Here is a 24,256-nt window from a genome sequence, read left to right as displayed (position 1 = left end):
GAAAAGTGACTCGCTCCCCCCCGCGCAGCGGGAGAGCGAAAGCTCGTGCAGTTGCTTTTGCTTAGCTGCTTCAGCAACAGCAGAAGCCAAAATCAAATTCCAGTGCAACGGCTTCCGCGCTGCTGCGCGGCTTACTTTTGTCTGGTCAAAGGTAAGCAAAACCGCCGTCGCCTGCCCCGAAAAAGGGGTCGTAGAACGCAGGCCGCCGCTGCGCGCCGGTTCCCTGCGCTTCTCGGATGACAGGGGACGCCGCCCAAACTCGCTGCGCTCAGACAAGGGCGGCTCTGCGCCCCTGCCATCCTGCGATGCTCGGCCCGCTTTAAGGCTCGGGTGGGTCAAATGCGTAGGAGCAACAGCAACAGCCGGAGCCGGAGCCGGAGCCGGAGCCGGAGCCGGAGCCGGAGCCGGAGCCGGAGCAACAGCGTTGCACTGCACGTCGTGCGGATGCGCGACGATCACCACGTATCGCTCCGGAACGGCCCGGCCGGCAGGCCGGCCTCGTCGACCAGGTCGGCGGCACCTGCCTCGTCGCGCCACGCATAACGCACCGCAACAGGCGCAGGCACCGCCGTGCTGCGGGCCACGACGGTGTCGCCGACCAGGGTCGCCTGCGCCGGATGGAACACCCGGTCGGCACCGGCGACAGCGAAACCGTGCACCTCGCGGCCGCCACCGCGCACCGCCAGCCCATCATCACTGTCGAATCTGACCTGCGCGGCATGATCGGCGAAGGAAACCTCCTGGACGACCGGCCCGCGCCAGTCCACCGGGTCGCCGTAGGCGACCGCGCGCGCACCCAGCGCCAGCCGGCGTCCCACCTCGCGCTTGTTGCGCGGATGGATGTCGTGCGCCTCGCCGATGTCGAGGGTGACCGCCTGCGCCGTCGCCGGCAGCGCCAGGGTCGCGGTCTGCGCCTCCCGCAGCAGCGACCACGGGCTGGTGTCGCCGGCATCGCTGCCCGAGGAGAAACTGGCCAGCTGCACCCACAGGAACGGCAGCGCCGGTGCGTGCCACTGCGCACGCCACTGCCGGATCAACGCAGGGAACTGACTGCGATACGCGGTGGCCTGCGCCACCGTGCCGGCGTTCGCCTCGCCCTGGTACCAGATCACGCCGCGGATCCCGTAGGCCTGCAGCGGGTGGATCATCGCGTTGTACAGCAACGCCGGATGCTGGTTCTTGTCGTCCACCAGCGCCACCGTCGCCGCCTGCGCCACCCGGAACCTCCACGTACCGTCCAGTGGCCGCGGCGCCGCACCGAGTGGCTGCACGAACAGTTCGCCAGCCTTGCCATCGATGCCACCGCCGCCACCGGTGTCGGTCACCCGCACCGCGACATGGTTCAGGCCGGCGCGCAGCGCTGTGGCCGGCACCGGGTAGCGGCGCGGCGTGTCGTAGGCCATCCGGGTCTGCCCGACCTCGACGCCGTTGACCCAGGTGACATCGGAATCGTCGATCCGGCCGACGCCGAGCAGCACGCCGGCCTTGGCCTCGGCGGCGCTCAGGGTGAACGTGGTGCGATACCAGGCCACGCCGTCCATGCCGTTCCAGCCGACCGTCTCCCACAGCGCCGGTACCTGGATCGGTACCCAGTCGCTTTCATCGAGCGTCGCCGCCTGCCAGCCGCTGTCGTCGGCCGGCAGCTCCGGCCAGCGCGCCAGGTTGCCCCGGGTCTGCGCCAGCGCCTGCGCGTCGCTGCGCTGCAGGGCTTCGGCGCGTGCGGCCTGCGCGGCCGGGTCCAGCCCCTGGGTGGCGGCGTCGGTCCAGGCTTCGATGCTGCTGCCGCCCCAGGTGCTGTCGACGATGCCGATCGGCACGCCGGTGCTGCGCCGCAGCTCGCGCGCGAACTGGTGCGCGACCGCCGAGAAGTGCCCGGCCACCTGCGGCGAGGCCTTCTCCCACACGCCACCCGCCAGCTGCCACTGCGGCGCGCCGGACCAGGATTTGGGAATCTTGAAATGACGGATCCGCGGGTCCGTGGCGCTGGCGATCTGCGCATCCGCATCGGCGGACTGCCCGATCGGCCATTCCATGTTCGACTGGCCCGACGCCAGCCAGACATCGCCGACCAGTACGTCGCCGAGCGCCACCGGCGCGCGTCCGTCATCCACCCGCAGCACATGCGGACCGCCCGCGGGCAGCGGTGCCAGCACGACCCGCCAGGCCCCCTCCGCGTCCGCACGCGCCGTCGCCGCCTGCCCTGCGATCTCGACCCGCACCTGTACGCCCGCGTCGGCGCGGCCCCAGACCGGCAGCGGCTGGTCGCGCTGAAGGACCATGCCCTCGCCGAACACGCGCGGCAGTTCGACCGCCTCGGCACCGGCGGCGCAGGCCAGCAGCAGCGGGAGCAGCAGTGCTCTCATTCCGATTCTCCGTACCAGATGCCGCGGCCTTCGGTGCCGACGTAGACCCGGCCGACGATGCGTGGATCGCCGGTGACATGGCGGATCACGCCACCGAAGCGCTGCGCGTCGTTGTCGATCCTGCGCCAGTGGCCGCCGTTGTCGTCCGAACGATACAGTCCGCGGGTGCCGGCGACCTCGCCGAACACGAACAGCACCGGCGGGCCGCCGTCGCGGGCCGGGCGGCCCAGGCCGACCGAATACACGTTGTCGACGCCGGGCACGCGCTGCAGGCGGCCGGGCGACCAGTGCAGCAGGCCACGCCACGATGCGGCCACCCAGGCCTCGCCCGCCCGCGCCGGGTGCGGCCGGATCTCGGCCCGGTACCAGTCGCCGACGCCGGCATCGGCGGCGCCGTCGACGGCCTTGAACGCGACCCCGCCATCGCCGCTGACGTAGAGCTTTCCACCGACCGGATCGAACCCGTAGTACACCGCCGCCTCGACCCGGTCGGCCTCGACCACGGCGCTGGCCGGCAGTCCGCGCACCTGCTGCCAGCGCCCGCCGAAATCGGCGGTGAGCCAGTGGCCGCCGTTCTTCGTGCGCCAGATCACGCGCCTGCCATCGGCGGCGATGGTGATGTGGCCGGCGCCCTCGCCGTCCGGCGGCTCGCTGGCGAATGCGGTCCAGCTGCGGCCGCCGTCGGCCGACTGCGCGGCGCGCATCGCCCCGTCGGGCCGGCGATGGAAATGCGCGGTGCGCACCATGATCTGCGGCGCCTGCCCGGCGAAGGCCAGGCTTTCGGTGTTGGAGAAGCGCGGGCCGGAGAAGCGCTGCTGCGGGATGTCGAGATCGTCATGGACGAAGCCGTCGATGTCGCCCAGGCCGCTGACCAGGTGCGCGCCCTGCGGCGGGCTGACCAGCGCCAACGGCACGGTCTCCTCGAAGCCGCGCATCGGAAACTCCCACTCCAGCGTCGCGCCGCCGTCGAAACCGCGCAGGTTGCGCGAGGCCCAGATCCCGTAGCCGGTGACGAACAGCACACGGTCCGGATCGTGCGGGTCGATCTCGACCACGCCCATCCAGTGCGGCTTCGCATCCTCTGTCCACGGCGCATTGCCGTGGTCGAAGCGCGAGCGCGGGAAGGTCGCGGTCCAGCTGCGGCCGCCGTCGGTGCTGCGGAACAGCTCGTCGTGCGGGGCAAAGCGGTTGAACGTGGTCGCCACGATCCGGTCCGGATCCTGCGCGTCCACCGCCACCGCGCCCCAGCCGAAGCCATCGCCCTGCAGGTCGGTCGACTGCGGCGCCGGGGTGATGTCGGTCCAGCGGCCGGCCGCCGGTTCGTAGCGCCAGACCGCACCGTCGCCCATGTGGTTCGGGCCGGGCTCGTCGCCGTAGCTGATCAGGTAATGTCCGCGCGCATCGCGGACCATGTGGTTCGGTCGCAGTCCGGTCGGCTGCCCCGGCACGGCCTGCCAGGTCGCGCCGCCGTCGTCGGAGCGGTACAGGCTGGTGTCGCGGGTCGAGACGCCGGCGTAGAGCGTGCGCGAGCCGGCGCCGGCGCGGCCGCTGGCCGGGTCGAACACCACGAACACCACGCCGATCGCCTGCGCGCCGTTCCAGCCCGGCGCGGTCGCCGCGTCGCCACGCGCGGCGGCCGGGAAACCCGGCACTGCCGACCAGCGCGCGCCGGCGTCGTCGCTGCGCCACAGGCCATCGGCACGGGTGCCGAAGAACAGCACGCGGCCGTCGTTGGGATCCACCGCCAGGCGCTCGCCGTTCGCGCGGCCCAGCGCGTTGCCGCCGAGCTTGAACGGCAGCTCGCTGCGCTGGAACGTGGCCCCGCGGTCGGACGAGCGCAGGATCGAGCCTGTGCTGCCGCGTGCGTGCAGATAGGTGCCGACCGCCATGTAGAGGCGATCGGGATCGGACGGATCCAGGGCCAGGCTCTCGACGCCGAAGCGGCCACTGTCCTCATGGCCCATCCAGTCCAGCAGCGGGATCCAGCGCTGTCCGTCGGCCTGCCAGCGATAGGCGCCACCGATGTCGGTGCGTGCATACAGCAGCCCGCGTTCGCGCGGATGGAAGGCCAGGCCGGTGACGAAACCGCCGCCGCCGATGGCGACGTTGCGCCAGGTGTAGGCCTCCGCCGCGGCCGCAGGCGCGGCCTGCACGGTGGACGGCGCCAGCGCGGCGGTCGCGATCAGCAGCGATGCGGCCAGGCCACGCGCGATGGTGCGGCCCGCGACGACCGCGTCGCCGACGGACCTCCAGTACAGCTTCGACACCAGCTTCCCTCCCTTGCCGGGTGGCCCGTCCGGGGACGCGCGGTGCGTCCCGGGCGGGGTGCGTGCACGCCGTTACCGATCGAGATTGGCGCGGATGGACAGACCGTAGCGGCGATCGTTCATGTACCAGCCGTTGGGGCGGCTGGTGGTGCCGTAGTAGTCGAACCGGGTCTCGTCCAGCAGGTTGGTGCCGTCCAGCGAGATCGACCACACGTCGCTGAGGTTGAAGCGGATCGAGGCGTCCAGCTGGCCGGTCTCGTCGTGGTACTGCGGCACGTGGCCGGCATTCGGCGGACGGGTGGTGACCAGCCAGGTGTCGCGCCAGTTGTAGGCCGCACGGAAGGACACGCGGCCCTTTTCGTAGAACACCACGGCGTTGTAGCTGTTCTTGGACAGGCCTTCCAGCGGCAGCTGGCGGATCTCGATGCCGTCGGTGCTCATCGCATCCGGCGCCGGCGCGCTGCTGTCGACGTAGGTGTAGTTGGCCTCGAAGCCCAGGCCGTCGAACGGCGCAGGCAGGAAGCTGAAGAACTGGCGGTAGCCCACTTCCAGTCCCTTGATCTTGCCGTCGTCGCCGTTGGTACGGGTCTGCAGCTCGAACGGACGCAGGGCGCCCTGCGCGATCTGGTTGCCCTGGTCGTCGCGGACCACGTAATCGGGATCCCAGTACTGCTGGTTGGACACCGTGTCGTAGTAGTAGAACCCGTCGACCTTCTTGTAGAACGCGGTGCCGTACAGCATCGAGCCCTGGCCGAAGTACCACTCCAGCGAGGTGTCGAACTGATCCGCGTACATCGGCTCCAGTTCGGGATTGCCGCGCATCGCGTACGACTTGCCGCCGGTGTTGAAGTCGAAGAACGTGTTGTTGAGGTGGATGTACGGGTCCAGGTAGTCGAAGTCCGGACGCGACATCGCGCGCGAGGCCGCGAAGCGCCACTGCAGCTGCGGGGTCAGGAACATGCGGAAGTTCACGCTCGGCAGCACGTCGGTGTAGGCGTGCTTGACGCTGACCTCGCTCAACGACAGGCTCGGCACGTCCGCGTTCCGCTCCCAGCCGTTGACCGTGGTCTCGGTGCGCACCACGCGCACGCCGGCGTTGGCGTCCCACGGGAAGCGGCCCGCATCCGAACCGAAGCGCAGCATCGCGTACGCCGCGTAGGTGTCCTCGGTGTAGCGGCGGATGTCGCTCGAAGCGCGGTAGTCGATCGGGTCGTGGCCGAACATGCGCACGGTGTTCTCGTAGTCGGCGACCATCTCGTCGCAGGCCACGTAGCCGGTCGGCAGACCGCTCTTGCCGCGGAAGTGGTCGGAGAACGGGAACAGCCGGTAGCAGGCATCCGGGTAACCGGCGAACGGCGCGGCGGCGAAACTGCCCCAGGCGTTGTCGCTGCCGGCCGGCGCGATCTTCTGCCAGTTCCAGCCCGAGCTGCGCGTGATCGCCTCGCGGTCGGTCATGCGCACGCCCACGCGCAGGTCGCGCAGGATGTCGCTGTCGGTGAAGTCCAGGCGCAGGTCGGCACGCCAGGCGAACTGGTCGCCGTCGTTGTTGTCGCGCTTGTCCAGGTGCGAGTACCAGCCGGAATAGTTGGCGATATCGCTCATGTAGCCGGGGATGGGCTGCCCGGTACTCGGGTCGAGCACGGTCACCGACGGATAGCCTCCGCGGGTGTCCACGCGCACCGGCGGCACGCCGAACAGGCCGTTCCAGCCGCGCCAGTCGTCCGGATCCACCTGGCCGGCCAGCAGGTCGACCCAGTAGTTGACGCCTTCGGTGGTCGCGTCGATGTACTGCAGGTCGGTCGATACGTGCAGGCGCTCGTTGACCTGCCACTTCAGGCCGATGGCGTAGTCGCTGGTGACCGAGTTGCGCCAGTCCATGCGCGAGGTCGTGGTGACCAGCGCGTTGTTGAAGGTGCCGTACTGGAACTCGCCATTGGCATCGAAACCGAACGGATCGGTGAAGGCCGCATAGCCCGGGATCGACGGCGAGACGAATCCCCAGCCGTTGCCCGACCAGTTCACCAGGTCGTCGGCGTTGTTGTTGAGGTTGCCGGTGCGCACGCTGTATTCGCGGTTGCGGAACTTGTAGTCCGAACGCAGCGCGGTGGCGTAGACCTCGACGTCGTCGTTGGGCTTCCACTGCAGGGCCACGTACTGGCCGTCGCGCTCGCGGTCGCCGAAGTGGCTGTACATGCCGACCTCGCTCGGCACGACCACGTTCCGCCCCTCGTAGCCGGGCACGTCGTCGAACGCCAGGTAGGAGCCGAAGTTGATCCGGTCCTCGCGGTACTGGGTTTCCTGGTGGGCGATGTTGAACAGCAGGCCGAACTCGCCGGCGCCGGTCTGCCAGCGGTCGCTGAACAGGAACGAGGCCGAGGGCTGCTCGGAGCCGCGCAGGTCCCAGCGGTTGACGGTGAAGCTGCCGGTGATCTTCTGCCCGGCCTGGTCGAACGGCATCCGCGTGCGCAGGTTGACCAGGCCGCCCAGGCCGCCTTCGATCAGCTCGGCGTTCGGGTTCTTGTAGACGTCGACGCCGCCGAGCAGCTCGGCCGGCACGTCTTCCCAGCTCAGCGCACGGCCGGCGTTGGCGGTGAAGATGTCGCGCCCGTTGAGTTCGCTGCGGACCTGGGTCAGGCCGCGCACCATGATGTCGCTGCCTTCGCCCTTGTTGCGGGTGATCTGCACGCCGGTGATGCGCTGCAGCGCTTCGGCGACGTTGTTGTCCGGCAGCTTGCCGATGTCCTCGGCCACGATCGAATCGACGATCTGGTCGCTGGTTTCCTTGATGATCTGCGCCTTGGTCAGGCTGCCGCGGGTGCCGGTGACCTGGACGCGGTCCAGGTCGACCGCGCTGGCCGCGCTGCCGGACGCGGTGTCCTGGGCGAAGGCCGGCGCGCTGAGCAGGGCGGCGATGCTGACGGCGATGGCGGAGCGGCGGAAGCGCTGGCGATCGGCCGCGCTCACGCCCCGGCCTGCCGGGGCCTGGCGATGCTGCTTGGACATGACTGTTCCCTCCCAGGACAGATGTACGTGCGTTCGAGTTGTCGTGCGGGCGGGCCCGCGGTCAGGCACTTGTCCGGCGGGTCTTCGTGTGGCCCCGTCTCGGACATCGACCGGACACGAGACGCTCCGGTGGATGTGCCGGAGCATAGGAGCCCGACCCATTCCCTACCAATAATATTTTCGTCTTCGTCTATTCCCTGGCGAAATAGACCATGCGAATCAGTCGTATCCGTCCACGATCCCCGCCGCGGACGCCCCGTACAGCCGTCGCGCAGTGCTGCGCAGCGCCGCCAGCACCCGCTCGGCGCCCGGCGACAGCCGCTGGTGCCGGCGCACGATGATGCCGAACGACGACATGCGCACTCCCAGGTCGATCGGCAGCACGGTCAGCAGCCGGGCCTGGATGTAGGGCGAGACCGCATCCTCCGGCAGCGCGGTCAGCAGGTCGCTGTTGCGCAGCAGGTTGGTGACCACCGGCAGCGCGGCGGTCTCGATCACGTTCAATGGCCGGGCCATGCCGCGCTCGAGGAACATCGCCTCCAGCCGCGAGCGCAGCACGCTCTCGCCCGGCGGCAGGACCCAGCCGTAGTGGGCCAGATCCTCGTGCGAGACGCGGCCGCGCCGGCTCAGCGGATGGCCTTCGCGCACGATCACCGCATGCGGCTCGTCGGCGAGCGGTTCGAACGAGAGGTCGTCGCCGCCCTCCGGCCCCATGATCCGCCCGACCACCAGGTCGAGCTGGCCGTCCAGCAGCTTGGCCACCAGCGGGCGGCTGTAGTCCATCTCGATCCGGACCAGGATGTCGGGGAACTCGCGCTTGACCGCGGCCACCGCCTGCGGGACCAGGTTGGTGCCCGGATTGACCACGGTGCCGATCGAGGCCTGGCCCATGCGCCCGTCGCGCATCGCCGCGATCTCCTCCTGCGCACGCCCGATCTCCAGCAGGGCCGAGCGCGCGCGCCGGATCAGCGCCTGCCCGTACCAGGTCGGCTGCACGCCGCGGGCGTGACGCTCGAACAGGCTCACGCCCAGCACCGCTTCCATCTCGGCCAGCAGCTTGGACGCCGCCGGCTGGGTCATGCGCGCGGCTTCGGCGGCGCGCAGCACCGAGCCCTGTTCGTCGAGATGCATCAGCAACAACAGATGCCGCGTTTTCAGACGCGACGGATTCATCCAGTGCGTACTGCCGATCGGCTTGCTCATGGGCCCTCCACCCATTCACTGCCGGAATAGATTATGGCGAAAATTTCATTTGTCCAACATATCTCCAGCGGCCACGCTTGGCCCTGTCGCACGGCACCGGTTCCGACGGGGACGGACCACGACAACGCCATCGCAGCGCCGCCGGAAGGGGCGCTGCGGATGGTTTCGCGTTCCGGGAGGAGTTCATGACAGCAACCGGCAGGCAGGCGCGCCCATGAGCGGGCGGCTGGCAGGCAAGACCGCCGTCGTCACCGGCGCCGCATCCGGCATCGGCGCGGCGACCGCGCGGCTGTTCGCCACCCACGGTGCGCAGGTCGTGGGTCTGGATCGCGCCGCAGCCACGGATGCCGACGGGGTCGCCCATCGCCAGGTCGACATCACCGACGCCGATGCCGTGGCCGATGCGATCGCCGCGGTGCTGGACCGCCACGGCCGCATCGACGTGCTGGTCAACAACGCCGGTGCCGATGTGTTCTCCGACCCGCTGCAGCTGTCGGACGCCGACTGGGAGCGCTGCCTGTCGCTGAACCTCAAGGGCGCGTGGCACCTGATCCGCGCGGTGCTGCCGTCGATGCTGGAACGCCAGGCCGGGTCGATCGTCAACATCGCGTCGGTGCACGGGCATCGCATCATCCGCGACAGCTTTCCTTACCCGGTCGCCAAGCACGCGCTGATCGGCATGACCCGCTCGCTGGGCATCCAGTACGCGGCGCAGGGCATCCGGGTGAACTCGATTTCGCCGGGGCTGATCATGGTGCCGCGGATCCAGGCCTGGTTCGATGCCACGCCCGACCCGGCCGCCACCCGCCGCACGCAGGAGCAGCTGCTGCCCTGCCGCCGCCTCGGCGAGCCCGACGAGGTCGCCCACACCGCGCTGTTCCTCGCCAGCGACGAAGCGCGCTTCATCAACGCGACCGACATCCTGATCGATGGCGGCCGCTCGCAGGTCTACCATGACTGACGCCCCGCACCCTCCCTTCCGCCTGCCCCTGATCGCGATCCTGCGCGGCATCGGTCCGGCGGATGCCGACGCCCACGTGCGTGCGCTGCTGGAGACCGGTTACGACGCGGTCGAGGTGCCGCTGAACTCGCCCGACTGGCAGGCCAGCATCGGCGCGCTCACCCGCGACCACGGCGCCAGCGCCTGGATCGGCGGCGGCACCGTGCTGCGCGAACAGGACGTCGATGCACTGCACGGCCTGGGCGCGCGCTTCATCGTCACCCCGAACACACGCCCGGCGCTGATCCGGCATGCGGTCGCGGCCGGCCTGCAGGTGGTGGCCGGCTTCGCCACCGCCAGCGAGGCCTTCGACGCGCTCGATGCCGGTGCGCAGATGCTCAAGCTCTTCCCCGCCTCCAGCTACGGCCCGGGACACCTGCGCGCGCTGCGCGCGGTCCTGCCGGCGGAGGTGCCCGTGTTCGTCGTCGGTGGCATCACTCCGGTCACGCTCGCCGACTACCTCTCCAGCGGCGCCGCAGGCGCCGGCATCGGCGGCGAACTCTACAGACCCGGCCAGCCGGTCGAACGCACGCGCGAAGCCGCGCTGGCGTTCCGGCAGGCCCTCATGGACCACGCCGCATGAAGATCACCCGCCTGACCACCTTCCACGCCGCGCCGCGCTGGCTCTTCCTCAAGGTCGAGACCGACGCCGGCATCGCCGGCTGGGGCGAGCCGGTGATCGAAGGCCGCGCGCGTTCGGTCGAAGCGGCCGTGCACGAACTGGCCGACTACCTGGTCGGCCGCGATCCGCGCCGGATCAACGACCTGTGGCAGACCCTGTACCGCGCCGGTTTCTACCGCGGCGGCGCGATCCTGATGAGCGCCATCGCCGGCATCGACCAGGCGCTGTGGGACATCAAGGGCAAGGACCTGGGCGTGCCGGTCTACCAGCTGCTCGGCGGCCTGGTCCGCGACCGGATGAAGACCTACCGCTGGGTCGGCGGCGACCGGCCGGCCGAGATCGTCGCCCAGATCCGCGGCTACCAGGCGCTGGGCTTCGATACCTTCAAGTTCAACGGCACCGAAGAGATGCGCCTGGTCGACAGCCCGCGCGCGGTCGACGCCGCGGTGGCCAAGGTCGCCGCGATCCGCGAAGCGCTGGGCGACAGCGTGGACTTCGGCATCGACTTCCACGGCCGGGTCGGCGCGCCGATGGCGCGGGTGCTGCTGCGCGAGCTGGAGCCGTTCAAACCGCTGTTCGTCGAGGAACCGGTGCTGCCCGAACAGGCCGAGTACTACCCGCGCCTGGCCGCGGCCAGCCCGATCCCGCTGGCGGCCGGCGAACGCATGTATTCGCGCTTCGAGTTCAAGCACGTGCTGGCCGCCGGCGGCCTGTCGATGCTGCAGCCCGACCTGTCGCATGCCGGCGGCATCACCGAGTGCCTGAAGATCGCATCGATGGCCGAAGCCTACGACGTGGCGCTGGCGCCGCACTGCCCGCTGGGCCCGGTGGCGCTGGCCGCCTGCCTGCAGGTGGACTTCGTGTCGCACAACGCGGTGTTGCAGGAGCAGAGCATCGGCATCCACTACAACCAGGGCGCCGACCTGCTCGACTACGTGCTCAACAAGGACGATTTCACCTGCGTCGATGGCGACATCGCGGCCCTGCCCGGCCCCGGCCTGGGCGTGGAGATCGACGAGGAACGCCTGCGCGCGGCCAACGAGAATCCGCCGGACTGGCGCAACCCGGTCTGGCGGCATGCGGACGGCAGCGTCGCCGAATGGTAGAAACGCAGGCGATGCCCGTGCTGCTGCCCACCGCCGCCCTCTCCGTTCCCTCGCGCTGCGCGCATGGCGAGGGCGTGCTCTGGTGCGACCGCCGCGCCGCCCTGCTGTGGATCGACATCGCCGGCCTGCGCCTGTGGATGCATGTCCCGGCCAACGGCACCACCCGCAACTGGGCGCTGCCGGACCGCCCCGGCTGCATCGGCCTGACCGACACCGGCGCGCTGCTGGTGGTACTGGCCAAGGACATCCACCTGGCCGACCTGGACGCGGCGCTGGCCGACCCGCTGGTCCCGCTGCCCTTGCGCCACCTGGCCCGGATCGAACCGGAAAACCCGCATACGCGCAGCAACGACGGCCGCGCCGACCGCGGCGGCAACTTCGTGTTCGGGACCATGAACGAGCATCCGTCGCGGGCGCCGGATGGCCGCTTCTACCAGTACTCGGCCCGGCATGGACTGCGCGCGCTGGCGCTGCCGGGCGCGACCATCCCCAACTCGATCTGCTTCTCGCCCGATGGAGGTACGCTGTACTTCTGCGATTCGCTGCAGGCGACGATCCAGTGCTGCGACTACGACGCCGGCAGCGCGGCCGTGTCCGCACCGCGGCCGTTCGCCGAGGTTGCAGGCGCCGAACCGGACGGCTCGATCATCGATGCGCACGGCAACCTGTGGAACGCGCAATGGGGCGCGGCGCGCGTGGTCCGCTACACGCCCCAGGGCCAGGTGGACCGGATCGTGCCGGTGCCGGTGCCGCAGCCGTCGTGCTGCGCGATCGGCGGAGCGGCGCTGGACACGCTGTACGTGATCAGCTCGCGTCTGGGCCTGGACCAGGACGCGCTGGAACGTGCGCCGGAGTCCGGCAGCCTGTTCGCCGCGCCGCTGGACGGGCCGGCCGGGCTGCCGGAAAGCCGGGTCCAGCTCACGTGATCGCGGTCGACTGGGGCGGCAGCAGCCTGCGCCTGTACCGGCTCGACGCCGCCGGCACCATCGTCGACCAGCGCCGCAGTGCAGAGGGCGCACTGGCCTGCGCCGGCCGCTTCGGCGCGGTGCTGGCCGCGCACCTGCACGACTGGGACGACCCGCTGGTGCTGATGTGCGGCATGGTCGGCGCCCGCGGTGGCTGGCAGGAAGTTCCCTACGCGGACTGCCCGGCCGGCCTGGACGCACTGGCCGCCGCGCTGGTGCCGCTGGACGTGGACACCGCCGATGCCGCGCTCGGCGGACGCCGTCTGTGGTGCGCACCGGGCGTGGCCGACCATGGCCGCGCCGCCAGCGACGTCATGCGCGGCGAGGAAACCCAGATCGCCGGCCTGCTCGCCCACCTGGACGGTGGCGAACACCAGGTCTGTCTGCCCGGCACGCACAGCAAATGGGTGCGGGTCCGCGATGGCCGCATCGTCGAGGTCGCCACCGCGATGACCGGCGAACTGTATGCGCTGCTGCGCGGCCACAGCATCCTGGGCCGCACGATGCCCGCGCACGACGGCCGCGTCGATGCCGGCGCGTTCGAGGCGGGGCTGGAACGCGGCCACGCGCAGGACGGGCTGGCGCATCAGCTGTTCGGGGTGCGCACCGCAGCGCTGTTCGACCGTTTCGCCGCCGACGCACTCCCGTCCTACCTGTCCGGGCTGCTGATCGGCCATGAGCTGGCGCATGCGCTGTCCGACGCGCGCGGGACGGTCCACCTGCTCGGCGGCGACGCCCTGCTCGGGCGCTACGCGCACGCGCTGGCCTGGCGCCAGGTCCAGACCCGGCGGCACCACGAGGACCTGGCCGCCCATGGCCTGCAGGCGCTCGCGCGGGCCCGCGGCCTGGGCTGAGCCCGGCGGTCCGCGGCTGGTACCCGCGCATGCCAACGATCACCGGGCGCGGGCGGCCCGCACGCGCATGGCGTCGGCGATACCGCGCGCCGCCTTGCCGCATCACCACCGGAGCCGTCCCATCGGCCGGCGTCGTCGCCCTGGGACAATCTGCGCATGCGTCGCAACAGCGACGCGCGCCGGTCGCAGGGATTAGAATACCGGCCCTGTTGTCGCGGTCCCACGGAACCATCCATGCCCTTCGTCGTCACCGAGAACTGCATCAAGTGCAAGTACACCGACTGTGTCGAGGTGTGCCCGGTCGACTGTTTCCACGAAGGGCCGAACTTCCTGGTGATCGACCCGGACGAGTGCATCGACTGCACCCTGTGCGAACCCGAGTGCCCCGCCAACGCGATCTTCCCCGAGGACGACGTGCCGGCCGGACAGGAACAGTTCGTCGCGTTGAATGCCGAGCTGTCGCGGGACTGGCCGGTGATCACCGTGCGCCAGGAGCCGCTGCCGGACGCCGCCGAGTGGGACGGCAAGCCGGACAAGCTGCCCTTCCTGCAGCGCTGACGCGGGCCCGCGTCGACCGACGAACGAAAGGCGCCGATCGGCGCCTTTTTCGTGTCCGGAAGGTCGTCCAGGCTGGCTGGAGCCGGGGCCCCAGCCGCACGGCAGCCGCCAGCCCCGCCCGTGTCGCCGCGTTGCCGGAACCGCCTGGTCCGTCGGGACGAACGAAGAAGGCGCCCCTGCGGGCGCCTTCTTCAAGCACACATGCGATGGATCGACCTCAGCGGCTGGCCAGCGCGGCCTGCAACGCGGCGATCAGCTTGACCGGTGCGGCGCCGGTGGCCGGCAGGCCGCGCGGGTCGACCGCGGCCACATAGACGCCACTCTCGACGGCGGTCACGCGGACCAGGAAGTTGCTGCCTTCGTAGGCCACGTCGTAGCTGCCCAGCAGCTGGGCGCGGCTGGCGATCTCCACGCCGTCGACCGCTTCCAGCGCCTCGCCGACCTGGGCGAACACCGCGTCGCGGGTGCCGGCCACGGTGAATCCGCTCGGCGATGCAGCCGGCGCCGCGCCGACCTGCGGCGCCTGGGCGCCGGCCTGCGGCAGCGGCATCGCGCCGGTGGTGTCGGGCAGGTTCAGATCCGGCGGCACTTCCAGCGGGCGCGCCTGCTGCTCGAGCGCGTAATCGCCCTTCGGGCCCTTGCGGAACCACGAACAGCCACCGAGCGCGGCGACCACGGTGGTGGCGAGCACGAGGGTCGCGATGGCGCGGGGTGCGCGGGAGGACAGGGACATCGGCAAATCTCCGGATTCGGTAGGTGTGTGGATCAGGCCGCGAGCCGTTCGTGGCCGCAGAGTGCTTCGAGTTCGACGGCCAGCGCGCACATGCGCACGCTCTCGCCATGATGATGGGCCGACAGCGGCAGCAGCGGCAGGCGCAGCCCCTGGCCGATGCCCTGCTGCTGCAGCAGCGCCTTGACCGGGATCGGGTTGGGCTCGACGCCGCAGAATGCATGCAACGGCGCCAGCGCGGCATCCCAGTGCGCGACCGCCTCGGCCTGTCCGCCGCGGGCCAGGTCGCAGAGGCGGCGATAGGCGGCCGGGGCGGCGTTGGCACCGACCGAGACCAGGCCGTCGGCGCCGGCCAGCATCGCCCGGGCCGCGGTCGCGTCATCGCCGCCGAGCACCGCGAAGCCTTCGCCACGCAGGGCCAGCAGCGCGGCCATCCGCTCGGGCGCGGTGCTGGCCTCCTTGATGCCGACGATCCGCGGATGCGCGGCCAGGGACGCCACGGTCGCAGGCAGCAGGTCGCAGCTGGTCCGGCCGGTCACGTTGTACAGCACGACCGGCAGCCCGCCCTGGTCGGCCACGGCCCGGTAATGGGCCAGCAGGCCGTCCTGGGTGGGACGGACATAAGGCGGGGTGACCACCAGCGCCGCATCGGCGCCGGCCTCGGCCGCCCGCCGGGTCTGGGCGATGGTGCGTGCGGTCCCGGACAGGCCGGTACCGGCCCAGACCGGGATGCGTCCGGCGACCAGATCCACCGCGGCACGCAGCAGACGCTCGTACTCGGCGTCGTCCAGCATCGCCGCCTCGCCGGTCGAGCCGGCCACCACCACGCCCTGCACGCCCGCGGCCAGCTGCCGTTCCAGCAGCTGGCGCCAGGCGCTCAGGTCGATGTCGCCGGCCTCGTCGAACGGCGTGGCGAGTGCGGTGATCAGGCCGGACGGATGCAAAGCGGATCGCTCTGGTTATGCGGTCTCCGCGGCTGGCGCGGACCGGTTTCTGGGACGCCCGATCATACTTGCGGCCCGAAAGCACGGGCAAGTATGCTGCGCGGCAGCGGTGGGCTTTGCCCGCCTGCCATTCAGTCTCTCGCAATGCCGGAAGCTCCCTTGACCGACGCCCAGTCCCGGCCTTCGCCGAACGAAAACCACCTCCTGATCAACGCCTATACGACGCATCCGGAGTCGCCGCTGCTGGCGGTGACGCGGCGCATCGCAGACAGCGGCTGCAATCTGGTCGACTCGCGGCTGGCCACGGTCGGCCGCGACGTGTCGATGACGGCGCTGGCGATGGGGTCCTGGGACGCGGTGGCCAAGCTGGAAGCGATGCTGGGCCGGCTTGAGCGCGAGGACGGCCTGAAGCTGAACTGGTACCGCACCGGCGCCAAGCAGAGCCAGTCCAACCTGCTGCCCTACATCGTCGAGGTCATCGCCGCCGACAAGCCGGGCATCCTGTTCCAGCTGGCCGACTTCTTCGACCGCCAGGGCATCACCATCGAGAACCTGCAGAGCACGCGCTACCGCGCGATGCAGACCGGTGCGGAGATGTTCTCGGCCCAGGTCACCATCGGCGTGCCGGCCAACATGCACATCGCCGCACTGCGCGACGACTTCCTCGAGTTCTGCGACCACCTGAACCTCGACGCGATCATGGATCCGATGAAGTTCTGAAGACGGAGGTACCGATGGCCATCGACATGTCCTCCGTGGACCAGATGTTCGCCGACATCCGCGACCAGACCGACTGGAACATCGACGGCCCCATGCGCTGGGGCTACTTCTTCGCCGACCCCGACCCGCACAGGCTCAAGCGCCTGGGCGACCATCTGGTGCAGGACGGCTACCGCCAGGTCGACATCTTCACCATCGAGTCCGACGGCAGCGCGGTGACCCTGGACGCCGGCGACGAGGCGATGTACTTCCTGCACGTGGAGCGGATCGAGGCCCACACCACCTGGTCGCTGGAGCTGCGCAACCGCAGCTTCGAGGCGCTGGCCAGGACCTTCGAGGTCGCCGCCTACGACGGCATGGATGTCGGCCCGGCGACCGATCCCGAGACCGACGAGACCGATGACTGAGACCGCTCCCCTGCCCGCTGCCCCGCTCGACCTGCCGCTGGCGCTGTCCGGCGGCCGGACCACCACGCTGCGCGCCCATGCCGGCCACTGGCTGGTGCTGTACTTCTACCCGAAGGATTCCACGCCCGGCTGCACCACCGAGGGCCTGGAATTCAACGCGCTGCTGCCGCAGTTCCAAGCCGCCGGCGCCGAGGTCTTCGGCGTGTCGCGCGACTCGGTGAAGTCGCACGACAACTTCTGCGCCAAGCAGGGGTTCGCGTTCGCGCTGGTCAGCGATGGCGACGAGGCCCTGTGCCGCGCCTTCGACGTGATCCGCGAGAAGAACATGTACGGGCGCACGGTGCTCGGCATCGAGCGCAGCACCTTCCTGATCGATCCTCACGGCCGCGTCGCGCAGAGCTGGCGCAAGGTGAAGGTCCCCGGCCACGCGCAGGCCGTGCTCGACGCATTGAACGCCGCCCGCACCCAGTGACGACCGCCTCCACCACGCCGACCGCCGCCCTGCCCCGCAGGCCGCGGCGGTTCGTCCGTGCGCGGATGCCGGCCACTTCGCTCCTCCCCGCCACAGGCCGCCCGATCGCGGCCCGCTCCGCCGCACCCTGCACCCCCTCTGTCCGTCTCACCCCCATCAGGAAGCCACGATGACCCGAGGCAAGCGCATCTACGTGCTGGACACCAACGTGCTGATGCACGATCCCACCGCGCTGTTCAAGTTCGAGGAACACGACGTCTACCTGCCGATGCAGGTGATCGAGGAGCTGGACAACGGCAAGAAGGGCACCTCCGAGGCGAGCCGCAACGCGCGCCAGGTCAGCCGCTTCCTCAACGAGCTGGTGCAGGCCTCCGGCCTGGACAACATGGCCGACGGCATCCCGCTGCTGCGCCCGCAGGGCCTGCAGCTGCGCGGAAAGCACAGCGCCGGCAAGCTGCGCTTCCAGACCAGCCATTTCGACGCCGGCAAGAGCTTCGGCGCGGTGATCCCGGACAACGCGATCCTCGGCGCGATCCTGGCGCTGAAGGAGCAGACCCCGGACGTGCCGGTGGTGTTCGTCTCCAAGGACATCAACCTGCGGATCAAGGCGGCGATCGCCGGCATCGTGTCCGAGGACTACGAGAACGATCGCGCGCTCGACGATTTCAGCCTGCTCTACACCGGCGCGACCGAGCTGCCCGAGGACTTCTGGAAGCGGCATGGCGCCGACCTGCGCAGCTGGAGCGACCGGGGCCGCACCAGCTACGAGGTGCAGCTGCGCGACGACGAGGACTGGCACCCGAACCAGTACCTGTACCTGCCGGGCGAGGACGAGGTCGAGCTGCGCGTGGTCAAGGTCGAGGACGGCCGCGCCACCCTGACCCTGGTCGACGACTTCCGCAGCGGCCAGCACGCGGTCTGGGGCATCAGCGCGCGCAACCGCGAGCAGAACTTCGCGCTCAACGCGCTGATGGACCCGGACATCGACTTCGTCACCCTGCTCGGCACGGCCGGCACCGGCAAGACCCTGCTGGCGCTGGCCGCCGGCCTGGCGCAGACGATGGACCAGCAGCGCTACCGCGAGATCATCATGACCCGCGCCACGGTCAGCGTCGGCGAGGACATCGGCTTCCTGCCCGGCACCGAGGAGGAAAAGATGACGCCATGGATGGGCGCGCTGACCGACAACCTGGAAGTGCTGACCCACACCCAGGAAGGCGGCGCCTGGGGTCGCCAGGCGACCAACGACCTGCTCGCCTCGCGGATCAAGATCCGCTCGATGAACTTCATGCGCGGCCGCACCTTCCTCAGCCGCTACCTGATCCTGGACGAGGCGCAGAACCTGACGCCCAAGCAGATGAAGACCCTGATCACCCGTGCCGGCCCCGGCACCAAGATCGTCTGCCTGGGCAACGTCGAACAGATCGACACCCCGTACCTGACCGAAACGACCTCGGGCCTGACCTACGCGGTCGACCGGTTCAAGAACTGGCCGCACAGCGCGCACATCACCCTGCGTCGCGGCGAGCGCTCGCGCCTGGCCGATTTCGCGTCCGAAGTGCTCTGACGCGCGGTGGGCGGCACAGCGTCCAGCCAGGGCGCCGTGCCGTCGACCGGAAGCGCCGGTGCACCGGCCACGCTTCGGCCTCTTCGGCAGCGTGGTCGCGCCCCTGCGATCCGTTCCCCTCGCAGCGACCGGACAGGTCGCTGCACGATGGCGGGCTGCTCCACGATGGAGCACACGCTCTCCGCCTCCGTCTTCAAACCGCCAGTCCGATGCGCCTTCAGATGGGCGTGGTGACGGTGGCCGCACGCGTCGCAGCACCGCGCCCGCTGGACGCAGCTGCGGTTGCAATCCAGCGGCGGCGGTCCGTGTCTGGCAGCAGCAGGTCAGGGGGCGCGACGCGATCGCCGCGCTGGGGTGCCAGAGATGCCGGCAACGCCGCGCGCCTCCTCCGGTCATGTAATGACGCGAGCTGCCGGGACGCACCACGCACGACGTTGCGCTGCTGGCAGTCGGGACGATCAGGCGCGGATTGCCGGCATGGGCAAAGGGGGCGATACGCCCTGGACGGCGACCGGCGTCGACATCAGCGGCGTGGAGCGCCGTCGACCCGCCACATGCGCGTCGTGCCATCTGCCGCCACGTAACGAAGTCGCGGTCGCATGCCGCCGCTCCCAGGCGTCGCGGCCGCCTCCATGAGGTCCACAATCCTCGGGCATGACGACAGGGCAGGACGCCGAGGCACGCCGGCCCAGACACCCCGCACCTGCAGGCGAGCCTGGCTGGTCGATCACCGATGCGCGTCGCATCCGTGCCCGGCGCTCCATCGCGCCTTCGTCGCGCGCTGGCCACATCGCCTGCCAGCGGCAGAGCGGGTCGCGCGAACGCTGCATCGGCATGGACGCGCCCCATGCAGTGCCGCCTGTCACGTCGACTGCCGCATGGCGCCTGCCAATCCCTGAATTGATGTCCTGGACATCACCATCAACGCATTCACCTTGTCTATTGCCGCCTGCAGGCCGACAATCGCGCTCTCCGATTTCCGATCACTCCCATGCTGTCGGCCGCCCAACTCCGCGCCGCGCGCGCCCTGCTCGGCATCGACCAGCGCCAGCTGGCGGCGATGGCCGGGGTTTCGCTGCCGACCATCCAGCGCATGGAGGCCAGCGATGGCACCGTGCGCGGGGTCGTCGGCACGCTGGTCAAGGTGGTCGATGCACTGGAACACGCTGGCGTCGAGCTGATCGGGCCGGGCCGCCCAAGCCACGGCGATGGCCGAGGCGTACGCCTGAAGGCGTCGTCGTGATGCGTCTGCGGCCTCGCTTCGCGGACGCCCTCCCCCACTGAGCATGGGCATGCAGCTGCCACGCTGGGTCTGGATCGGCGCGGTGACGCTGGCCTGCATCGCGGGCATGGTCAACGTGATCGGCTATCTCGGCTTCGAGCACCTGGCGGTCAGCCACCTCACCGGTACCACCAGCCTGCTCGGCGCGGCCCTGGCGGATGGCGACTGGCGCGCGGTGCGCCATCTGTGGGCGATTCTTCTCGCATTCTGCGCGGGCGCCACGCTCAGCGGCTTCATCATCCAGGATGGCGCGCTGCGGCTCGGCCGCCGCTACGGCGTGGTGCTGGCGCTGGAGGCGCTGCTGCTGGCGATCTCGGTGCCGCTGTTCCTGCGCCAGCAGCTCAATGGCGCACTGCTGGCGGCGATGGCCTGCGGCCTGCAGAACGCGATGGTGACCACCTACAGCGGCGCGATCGTGCGCACCACGCACCTGAGCGGCATGTTCACCGACCTCGGCATCGGCCTGGGCCACCTGCTGCGCGGCCTGCCGCTGCCGATGCGGCGACTGACCCTCAGTGGATTGATCATCAGCGGCTTCCTCGCCGGCGGCGTGGCAGGCGCGTGGCTGTTCCGGGCGATCGGCTATCACGCACTGCTGGTGCCGGCCGTGCTGACCGGCACCACCGGCCTCGGATACGTGACCTACCGCCAGTACGTGCTGCATCGCATGCGGCCACCAGGCGCTGTTCCGCCCTCCGATCCGCCGCCCTGAGACGTGCCTGTCGCGGCGGTCTCGGGTGCATCCACCGAGGCACCGAAACGGCTGGCAATCGCGATCCGGGAGCGACCGCGGCGTCCAGGCCGCTCATCATCGATCGCCCTTTCGCGGGGCGATTCAGCGCCCTCCGATCAAGGGCAGCATCGTGCCCGGCATGCCGGTTGCGTCACCGCACGTCTCACCTGACTGGACGACGTCGCCACCCGGAATCTCCTTCCACGCAAGGAGACAACGCGTCCATGGCAGGCAGTCACGCTGCAGTCCCGACCAGACAGTCCACTCGCGACAGCCACCCATCGTCCGCACCAGGCACATCCGGCATGCGCCCCCTCCGAATGCCGCACGCTGGCGCGACCGGCCCGGGCATCCTTCCACCCGCGTCACCCCGGCGTGGCCAGGCGCACCGCACCGAGGCTTGCGGCAGAATAGCCGCATGTCCGATCAACGCCCTCTCTGCGCCCTGACCATCGCCGGCTCCGACTCCGGCGGCGGCGCCGGCATCCAGGCCGACCTCAAGACCTTCGCGGCCCACCGCGTGCACGGCCTGTCCGCGTTCGCCGCGCTGACCGCCCAGCACACCCGCGGCGTCACCGCCGTCCATGTGCCCGACACCGCGTTTCTCGAAGCGCAGATCGACACCTGCTTCGACGATTTCCGGATCGGCGCGGTCAAACTCGGCATGCTCGCCAGCGCCGAGGTCATCGACACCGTGGTGCGGGCGCTGCAACGGCACCGGCCGGTGCACGTGGTGGTCGACCCGGTGATGGTCGCCACCAGCGGCGCGCGCCTGCTGCAGGAGGAGGCGCTCGACGCGCTTCGCACGCGCCTGCTGCCGCTGGCCACGGTGATCACGCCCAACCTGCCCGAAGCCGAACTGCTGCTCGGCCGGAAGATCGACAGCCTGGATGCCATGCGCGAGGCGGCGCAGGCGCTGCGCGCACTCGGCGCTCCCGCGGTCCTGCTCAAGGGCGGGCACCTGACCGGCACCGGCGAGGTGGTCGACATCCTCGTCGATGCCCAGGGCGAGCACCGCAGCGCGCATCCGCGCCTGGGCGGGGAAGCCCACGGCACCGGCTGCACCCTGGCCTCGGCCGTCGCCGCCAACCTCTGCCTCGGCAACGCCCTGCCCCGGGCCTGCTCGGAGGCGGCCGACTACGTGCATGCCGCACTCCTCGGCGGCTATCGGCCCGGGCGCAGCGACATCGTCGTGCTCGACCACTTCGCCACGCGATGACACCCCCGCCGGCCGCACACCCCGTGCAGGCCGGCGACGGCCATGCCTTCACCCTGCTTCATGTGCGTGCCACATCGCCGCGGCTGCGCCTGCTGTGGCTGCCCGCACTGGGCGTGGCCGCGCGTCATTACCTGCCGTTCGCAGAGGCCCTGGCGGCGCGCGGCGTCGACGTCCACCTGCACGAATGGCGTGGAAGCGGCAGCAGCACGCTGCGCGCCGGACGCGGCGCCGACTGGGGCTATCGCGCCCTGCTGAGCGAGGACCTGCCCGCCAGCCTGGCCGCGATTGCCGCGCTGGGCGGCGCCGCCCCGCTCGTGCTGGGCGGGCACAGCCTGGGCGGCCAGCTTGCATGCTGCCTGGCCGGCCAGCATCCGCAGCGCTTCGCCGCGCTGTGGCTGGTCGCCAGCGGCACGCCCTACTGGCGCAGCTTCCCTCACCCACTGCGCCATGCGCTGCCGCTGGTGTACCGCTTCCTGCCATGGCTCGCGCGACGGCTGGGCGTCCTGCCGGGCCGCAGGCTCGGCTTCGGTGGCAACGAGGCGCCGCACCTGATCGCGGACTGGGCCCGGGTCGGCCTCACCGACCGCTACGTCGCATCCGGGATGGCGCAGGATCTGGACGCGGACATGGCCCACTGCAACGTCCCGGTGCAGGGCATCGTGCTGGCCGACGACTGGATGGCACCGGCATCGTCGCTGCAGCGGTTGGTCGCGCGACTGGGGACCGGCACACCCGGCATCCTCCGACTGGACGCACATGCACTGGGCACACGTGCCGATCATTTCGCGTGGATGCGCGCACCCGCCACCGTTGCCGACGCATTGCTGGATGGCATGCGGCAGCCCTGACATGCAGTCGAAGAATTTTTTTTTCACAAACCTGTTGACGAAGCCTTCCCATCTCCCCATAATCTCGCTCCTTGCTTCAGCGCGCCCGTAGCTCAGCTGGATAGAGTACCTGGCTACGAACCAGGCGGTCGGGAGTTCGAATCTCTCCGGGCGCGCCATTTTACGGAGGCCGGCAGTCACAGACTGCCGGCCTTTTTTCTTGTCCGCGCTCTCCGGGCAGGTCGGCGCCAGCACACCCCTCACACGACGAAATGCAGCAGAGAGCTGCATCCGTCGGCAAGCTCGCAAGGGCCGCGCATCGTGCGCCAGAACTGACGGGCTCGTCTGATAGGCTCAGTTGGCCCGATTACGGGCTACCAAAGGAATGATGAGATGCTCAAGAAGACCTTGAAGTCCGCGCTCTTCCTCTGTGCTGCGCTCTGCGGCGCGGCGTCCGCTCAACAGAGCCAGTGCTCCTTCTGCGACGCACAACTTCATCGTTGCCTCACCAACGGTGTAATTCCTCAAGAGCGGTGCCTCCTGAATTACGAGAACTGCCGCGCAGAAGCCTGCACGATCCGCTGATCGAACCGGGGCCGGCCGCTTGCGGGGCTGGCCCCACCATGCAGTCACTACCCAGTCCGGCACGATCGCTACCTGCCTCACTTCTAGGCACCAACCAAAGAGCAACACACCCATTGCCCCAACTGGATGGCAAGCATTCTTGCTTTGAGCAAGTCACGGCATCAAGGCGACGACGCGGATATCGGATGAAAGAGTCGCGCGAAAAACTGCTTCCGATCAGTGGCGTGTCGCGGCTTCGTGATGACCAATCCAGGTCGAGCTTGGATCCATGCACTCACGAAGATCCCCGACACCAGCCTCGGTCGGCGCCGCGCATGCCGACTGCTGCTCGAAGTCCATAAGACACCAAGGGAAGATGAGCCCAAGTTGGGCGTTCGAGTGAGATTCCATATGCCGGATACGAAAAAGCCCGGCATTGCCGGGCTTTTGCGTAACTGGCGGAGTGAGAGGGATTCGAACCCTCGATAGAGCTTTTGACCCTATACTCCCTTAGCAGGGGAGCCCCTTCGGCCTCTCGGGCATCACTCCGTTTTCGACCCGTCCCTACATGGCGACGAAGCCGTGAAAGGATACCGTCTGGGCCGTCATACGGCAAACATTTTCGATGCTCAGTTGCCGCTTTCCTGCTCGGCACCCGTTCCCGGGGATTCACCGCGCTGGATGCGCTGATAGATTTCCTCACGGTGCACCGCCACATCCTTCGGCGCGGTGATGCCGATGCGTACCTGGTTGCCCTTGACGCCGAGCACGGTGACGGTCACCGAGTCTCCGATCATCAGGGTCTCACCTACGCGACGGGTCAGAATCAACATTGGGGTCAATCTCCATG

At 69.9% G+C, this 24,256-nt stretch carries 22 protein-coding genes and 2 tRNA genes; 16 read left to right on the top strand and 8 right to left on the bottom strand.

The window, feature by feature from the left end; translation table 11 throughout:
• Positions 1-455: 455 nt before the first annotated feature.
• The 4 genes from IB242_RS03180 to IB242_RS03165 form a co-directional block, all read right to left on the bottom strand.
• Positions 456-2,363 carry a sialate O-acetylesterase gene (locus tag IB242_RS03180; protein WP_192275813.1) on the bottom strand — a complete coding sequence of 636 codons (1,908 nt, stop codon included), beginning with the start codon at positions 2,361-2,363 and terminating at the stop codon, positions 456-458.
• Positions 2,360-4,630 (bottom strand): cellulase, encoded by a 2,271-nt coding sequence (locus tag IB242_RS03175; protein ID WP_343237077.1) that lies wholly within the window; start codon positions 4,628-4,630, stop codon positions 2,360-2,362. The genes IB242_RS03180 and IB242_RS03175 overlap by 4 nt, the downstream gene beginning before the upstream one ends.
• Positions 4,631-4,702: 72 nt before the next feature.
• Entirely contained in the window at positions 4,703-7,633 is a 2,931-nt protein-coding gene (locus tag IB242_RS03170) for a TonB-dependent receptor (RefSeq protein ID WP_192275812.1), read from the bottom strand.
• 219 nt (positions 7,634-7,852) lie between these two features.
• Positions 7,853-8,836, bottom strand: a complete 984-nt coding sequence (locus tag IB242_RS03165; protein WP_192275810.1) for a LysR substrate-binding domain-containing protein — start codon at positions 8,834-8,836, stop codon at positions 7,853-7,855.
• Positions 8,837-9,050: 214 nt separating this feature from the next.
• Between IB242_RS03165 and IB242_RS03160 the strand changes: the two genes are divergently transcribed.
• From IB242_RS03160 to fdxA, 6 genes are all read left to right on the top strand, one after another.
• Complete coding sequence (locus tag IB242_RS03160; protein WP_192275808.1) at positions 9,051-9,797, top strand: SDR family oxidoreductase; 747 nt, start codon at positions 9,051-9,053, stop codon at positions 9,795-9,797.
• Positions 9,790-10,419, top strand: a complete 630-nt coding sequence (locus IB242_RS03155) for a 2-dehydro-3-deoxy-6-phosphogalactonate aldolase (RefSeq protein ID WP_192275806.1) — start codon at positions 9,790-9,792, stop codon at positions 10,417-10,419. The genes IB242_RS03160 and IB242_RS03155 overlap by 8 nt, the downstream gene beginning before the upstream one ends.
• Positions 10,416-11,564, top strand: coding sequence for a galactonate dehydratase (dgoD, locus tag IB242_RS03150; protein WP_192275805.1), 1,149 nt, complete (start codon positions 10,416-10,418; stop codon positions 11,562-11,564). The genes IB242_RS03155 and dgoD overlap by 4 nt, the downstream gene beginning before the upstream one ends.
• An 11-nt stretch (positions 11,565-11,575) precedes the next feature.
• Positions 11,576-12,490, top strand: coding sequence for an SMP-30/gluconolactonase/LRE family protein (locus tag IB242_RS03145; RefSeq protein WP_192275804.1), 915 nt, complete (start codon positions 11,576-11,578; stop codon positions 12,488-12,490).
• Positions 12,487-13,383: a 2-dehydro-3-deoxygalactonokinase gene (locus tag IB242_RS03140; protein ID WP_192275803.1), complete on the top strand. Its 897-nt coding sequence runs from the start codon at positions 12,487-12,489 to the stop codon at positions 13,381-13,383. Before IB242_RS03145 ends, IB242_RS03140 begins: the two co-directional genes overlap by 4 nt.
• Positions 13,384-13,617: 234 nt before the next feature.
• Positions 13,618-13,941 (top strand): ferredoxin FdxA, encoded by a 324-nt coding sequence (gene fdxA / locus IB242_RS03135; protein WP_192275802.1) that lies wholly within the window; start codon positions 13,618-13,620, stop codon positions 13,939-13,941.
• Between the two features lie 217 nt (positions 13,942-14,158).
• Here the strand turns inward: fdxA and IB242_RS03130 are convergent, their stop codons facing one another.
• Complete coding sequence (locus IB242_RS03130; RefSeq protein WP_192275801.1) at positions 14,159-14,674, bottom strand: hypothetical protein; 516 nt, start codon at positions 14,672-14,674, stop codon at positions 14,159-14,161.
• Positions 14,675-14,706: 32 nt separating this feature from the next.
• Positions 14,707-15,615, bottom strand: coding sequence for a 4-hydroxy-tetrahydrodipicolinate synthase (gene dapA / locus IB242_RS03125; protein WP_192275800.1), 909 nt, complete (start codon positions 15,613-15,615; stop codon positions 14,707-14,709).
• Positions 15,616-15,759: 144 nt separating this feature from the next.
• Here dapA and IB242_RS03120 point away from each other — a divergent pair, with 144 nt between their 5' ends.
• The 10 genes from IB242_RS03120 to IB242_RS03075 all read left to right on the top strand — a co-directional run bounded on the left by IB242_RS03120 (position 15,760) and on the right by IB242_RS03075 (position 23,427).
• Entirely contained in the window at positions 15,760-16,335 is a 576-nt protein-coding gene (locus IB242_RS03120) for a glycine cleavage system protein R (RefSeq protein WP_192275799.1), read from the top strand.
• A gap of 14 nt (positions 16,336-16,349) precedes the next feature.
• On the top strand, positions 16,350-16,742 hold the full coding sequence (locus IB242_RS03115) for a ribonuclease E inhibitor RraB (RefSeq protein ID WP_192275797.1): 393 nt from the start codon (positions 16,350-16,352) through the stop codon (positions 16,740-16,742).
• Entirely contained in the window at positions 16,735-17,214 is a 480-nt protein-coding gene (locus tag IB242_RS03110; protein WP_192275795.1) for a peroxiredoxin, read from the top strand. The genes IB242_RS03115 and IB242_RS03110 overlap by 8 nt, the downstream gene beginning before the upstream one ends.
• A 169-nt stretch (positions 17,215-17,383) precedes the next feature.
• Positions 17,384-18,781, top strand: coding sequence for a PhoH family protein (locus IB242_RS03105; RefSeq protein ID WP_192275792.1), 1,398 nt, complete (start codon positions 17,384-17,386; stop codon positions 18,779-18,781).
• 991 nt (positions 18,782-19,772) lie between these two features.
• Positions 19,773-20,024 (top strand): helix-turn-helix transcriptional regulator, encoded by a 252-nt coding sequence (locus IB242_RS03100; RefSeq protein ID WP_192275790.1) that lies wholly within the window; start codon positions 19,773-19,775, stop codon positions 20,022-20,024.
• 43 nt (positions 20,025-20,067) lie between these two features.
• Entirely contained in the window at positions 20,068-20,775 is a 708-nt protein-coding gene (locus IB242_RS03095) for a YoaK family protein (RefSeq protein ID WP_192275788.1), read from the top strand.
• Between the two features lie 439 nt (positions 20,776-21,214).
• Positions 21,215-22,015, top strand: coding sequence for a bifunctional hydroxymethylpyrimidine kinase/phosphomethylpyrimidine kinase (gene thiD / locus IB242_RS03090; protein ID WP_192275786.1), 801 nt, complete (start codon positions 21,215-21,217; stop codon positions 22,013-22,015).
• A complete protein-coding gene (locus IB242_RS03085; protein ID WP_192275784.1) occupies positions 22,012-22,863 on the top strand; it encodes an alpha/beta fold hydrolase in 852 nt (283 codons plus the stop codon). Before thiD ends, IB242_RS03085 begins: the two co-directional genes overlap by 4 nt.
• 81 nt (positions 22,864-22,944) lie before the next feature.
• A tRNA-Arg gene (locus IB242_RS03080) sits at positions 22,945-23,021 on the top strand.
• Positions 23,022-23,235: 214 nt separating this feature from the next.
• Positions 23,236-23,427, top strand: a complete 192-nt coding sequence (locus IB242_RS03075; protein ID WP_192275781.1) for a hypothetical protein — start codon at positions 23,236-23,238, stop codon at positions 23,425-23,427.
• 435 nt (positions 23,428-23,862) lie between these two features.
• Here the strand turns inward: IB242_RS03075 and IB242_RS03070 are convergent.
• Together IB242_RS03070 and csrA are read right to left on the bottom strand one after the other, a co-directional pair.
• Positions 23,863-23,955: transfer RNA gene (locus IB242_RS03070), tRNA-Ser, on the bottom strand.
• An 80-nt stretch (positions 23,956-24,035) separates the two neighbouring features.
• Positions 24,036-24,239, bottom strand: coding sequence for a carbon storage regulator CsrA (gene csrA / locus IB242_RS03065; RefSeq protein ID WP_192275779.1), 204 nt, complete (start codon positions 24,237-24,239; stop codon positions 24,036-24,038).
• Between the last annotated feature and the right edge of the window lie 17 nt (positions 24,240-24,256).

Source organism: Xanthomonas sp. XNM01, assembly GCF_014851915.1.
Taxonomy (GTDB): Bacteria; Pseudomonadota; Gammaproteobacteria; order Xanthomonadales; family Xanthomonadaceae; genus Pseudoxanthomonas.
The sequence above is the reverse complement of the archived record's forward strand: the minus strand, read 5'-3'. Positions and strand labels throughout refer to the sequence as shown.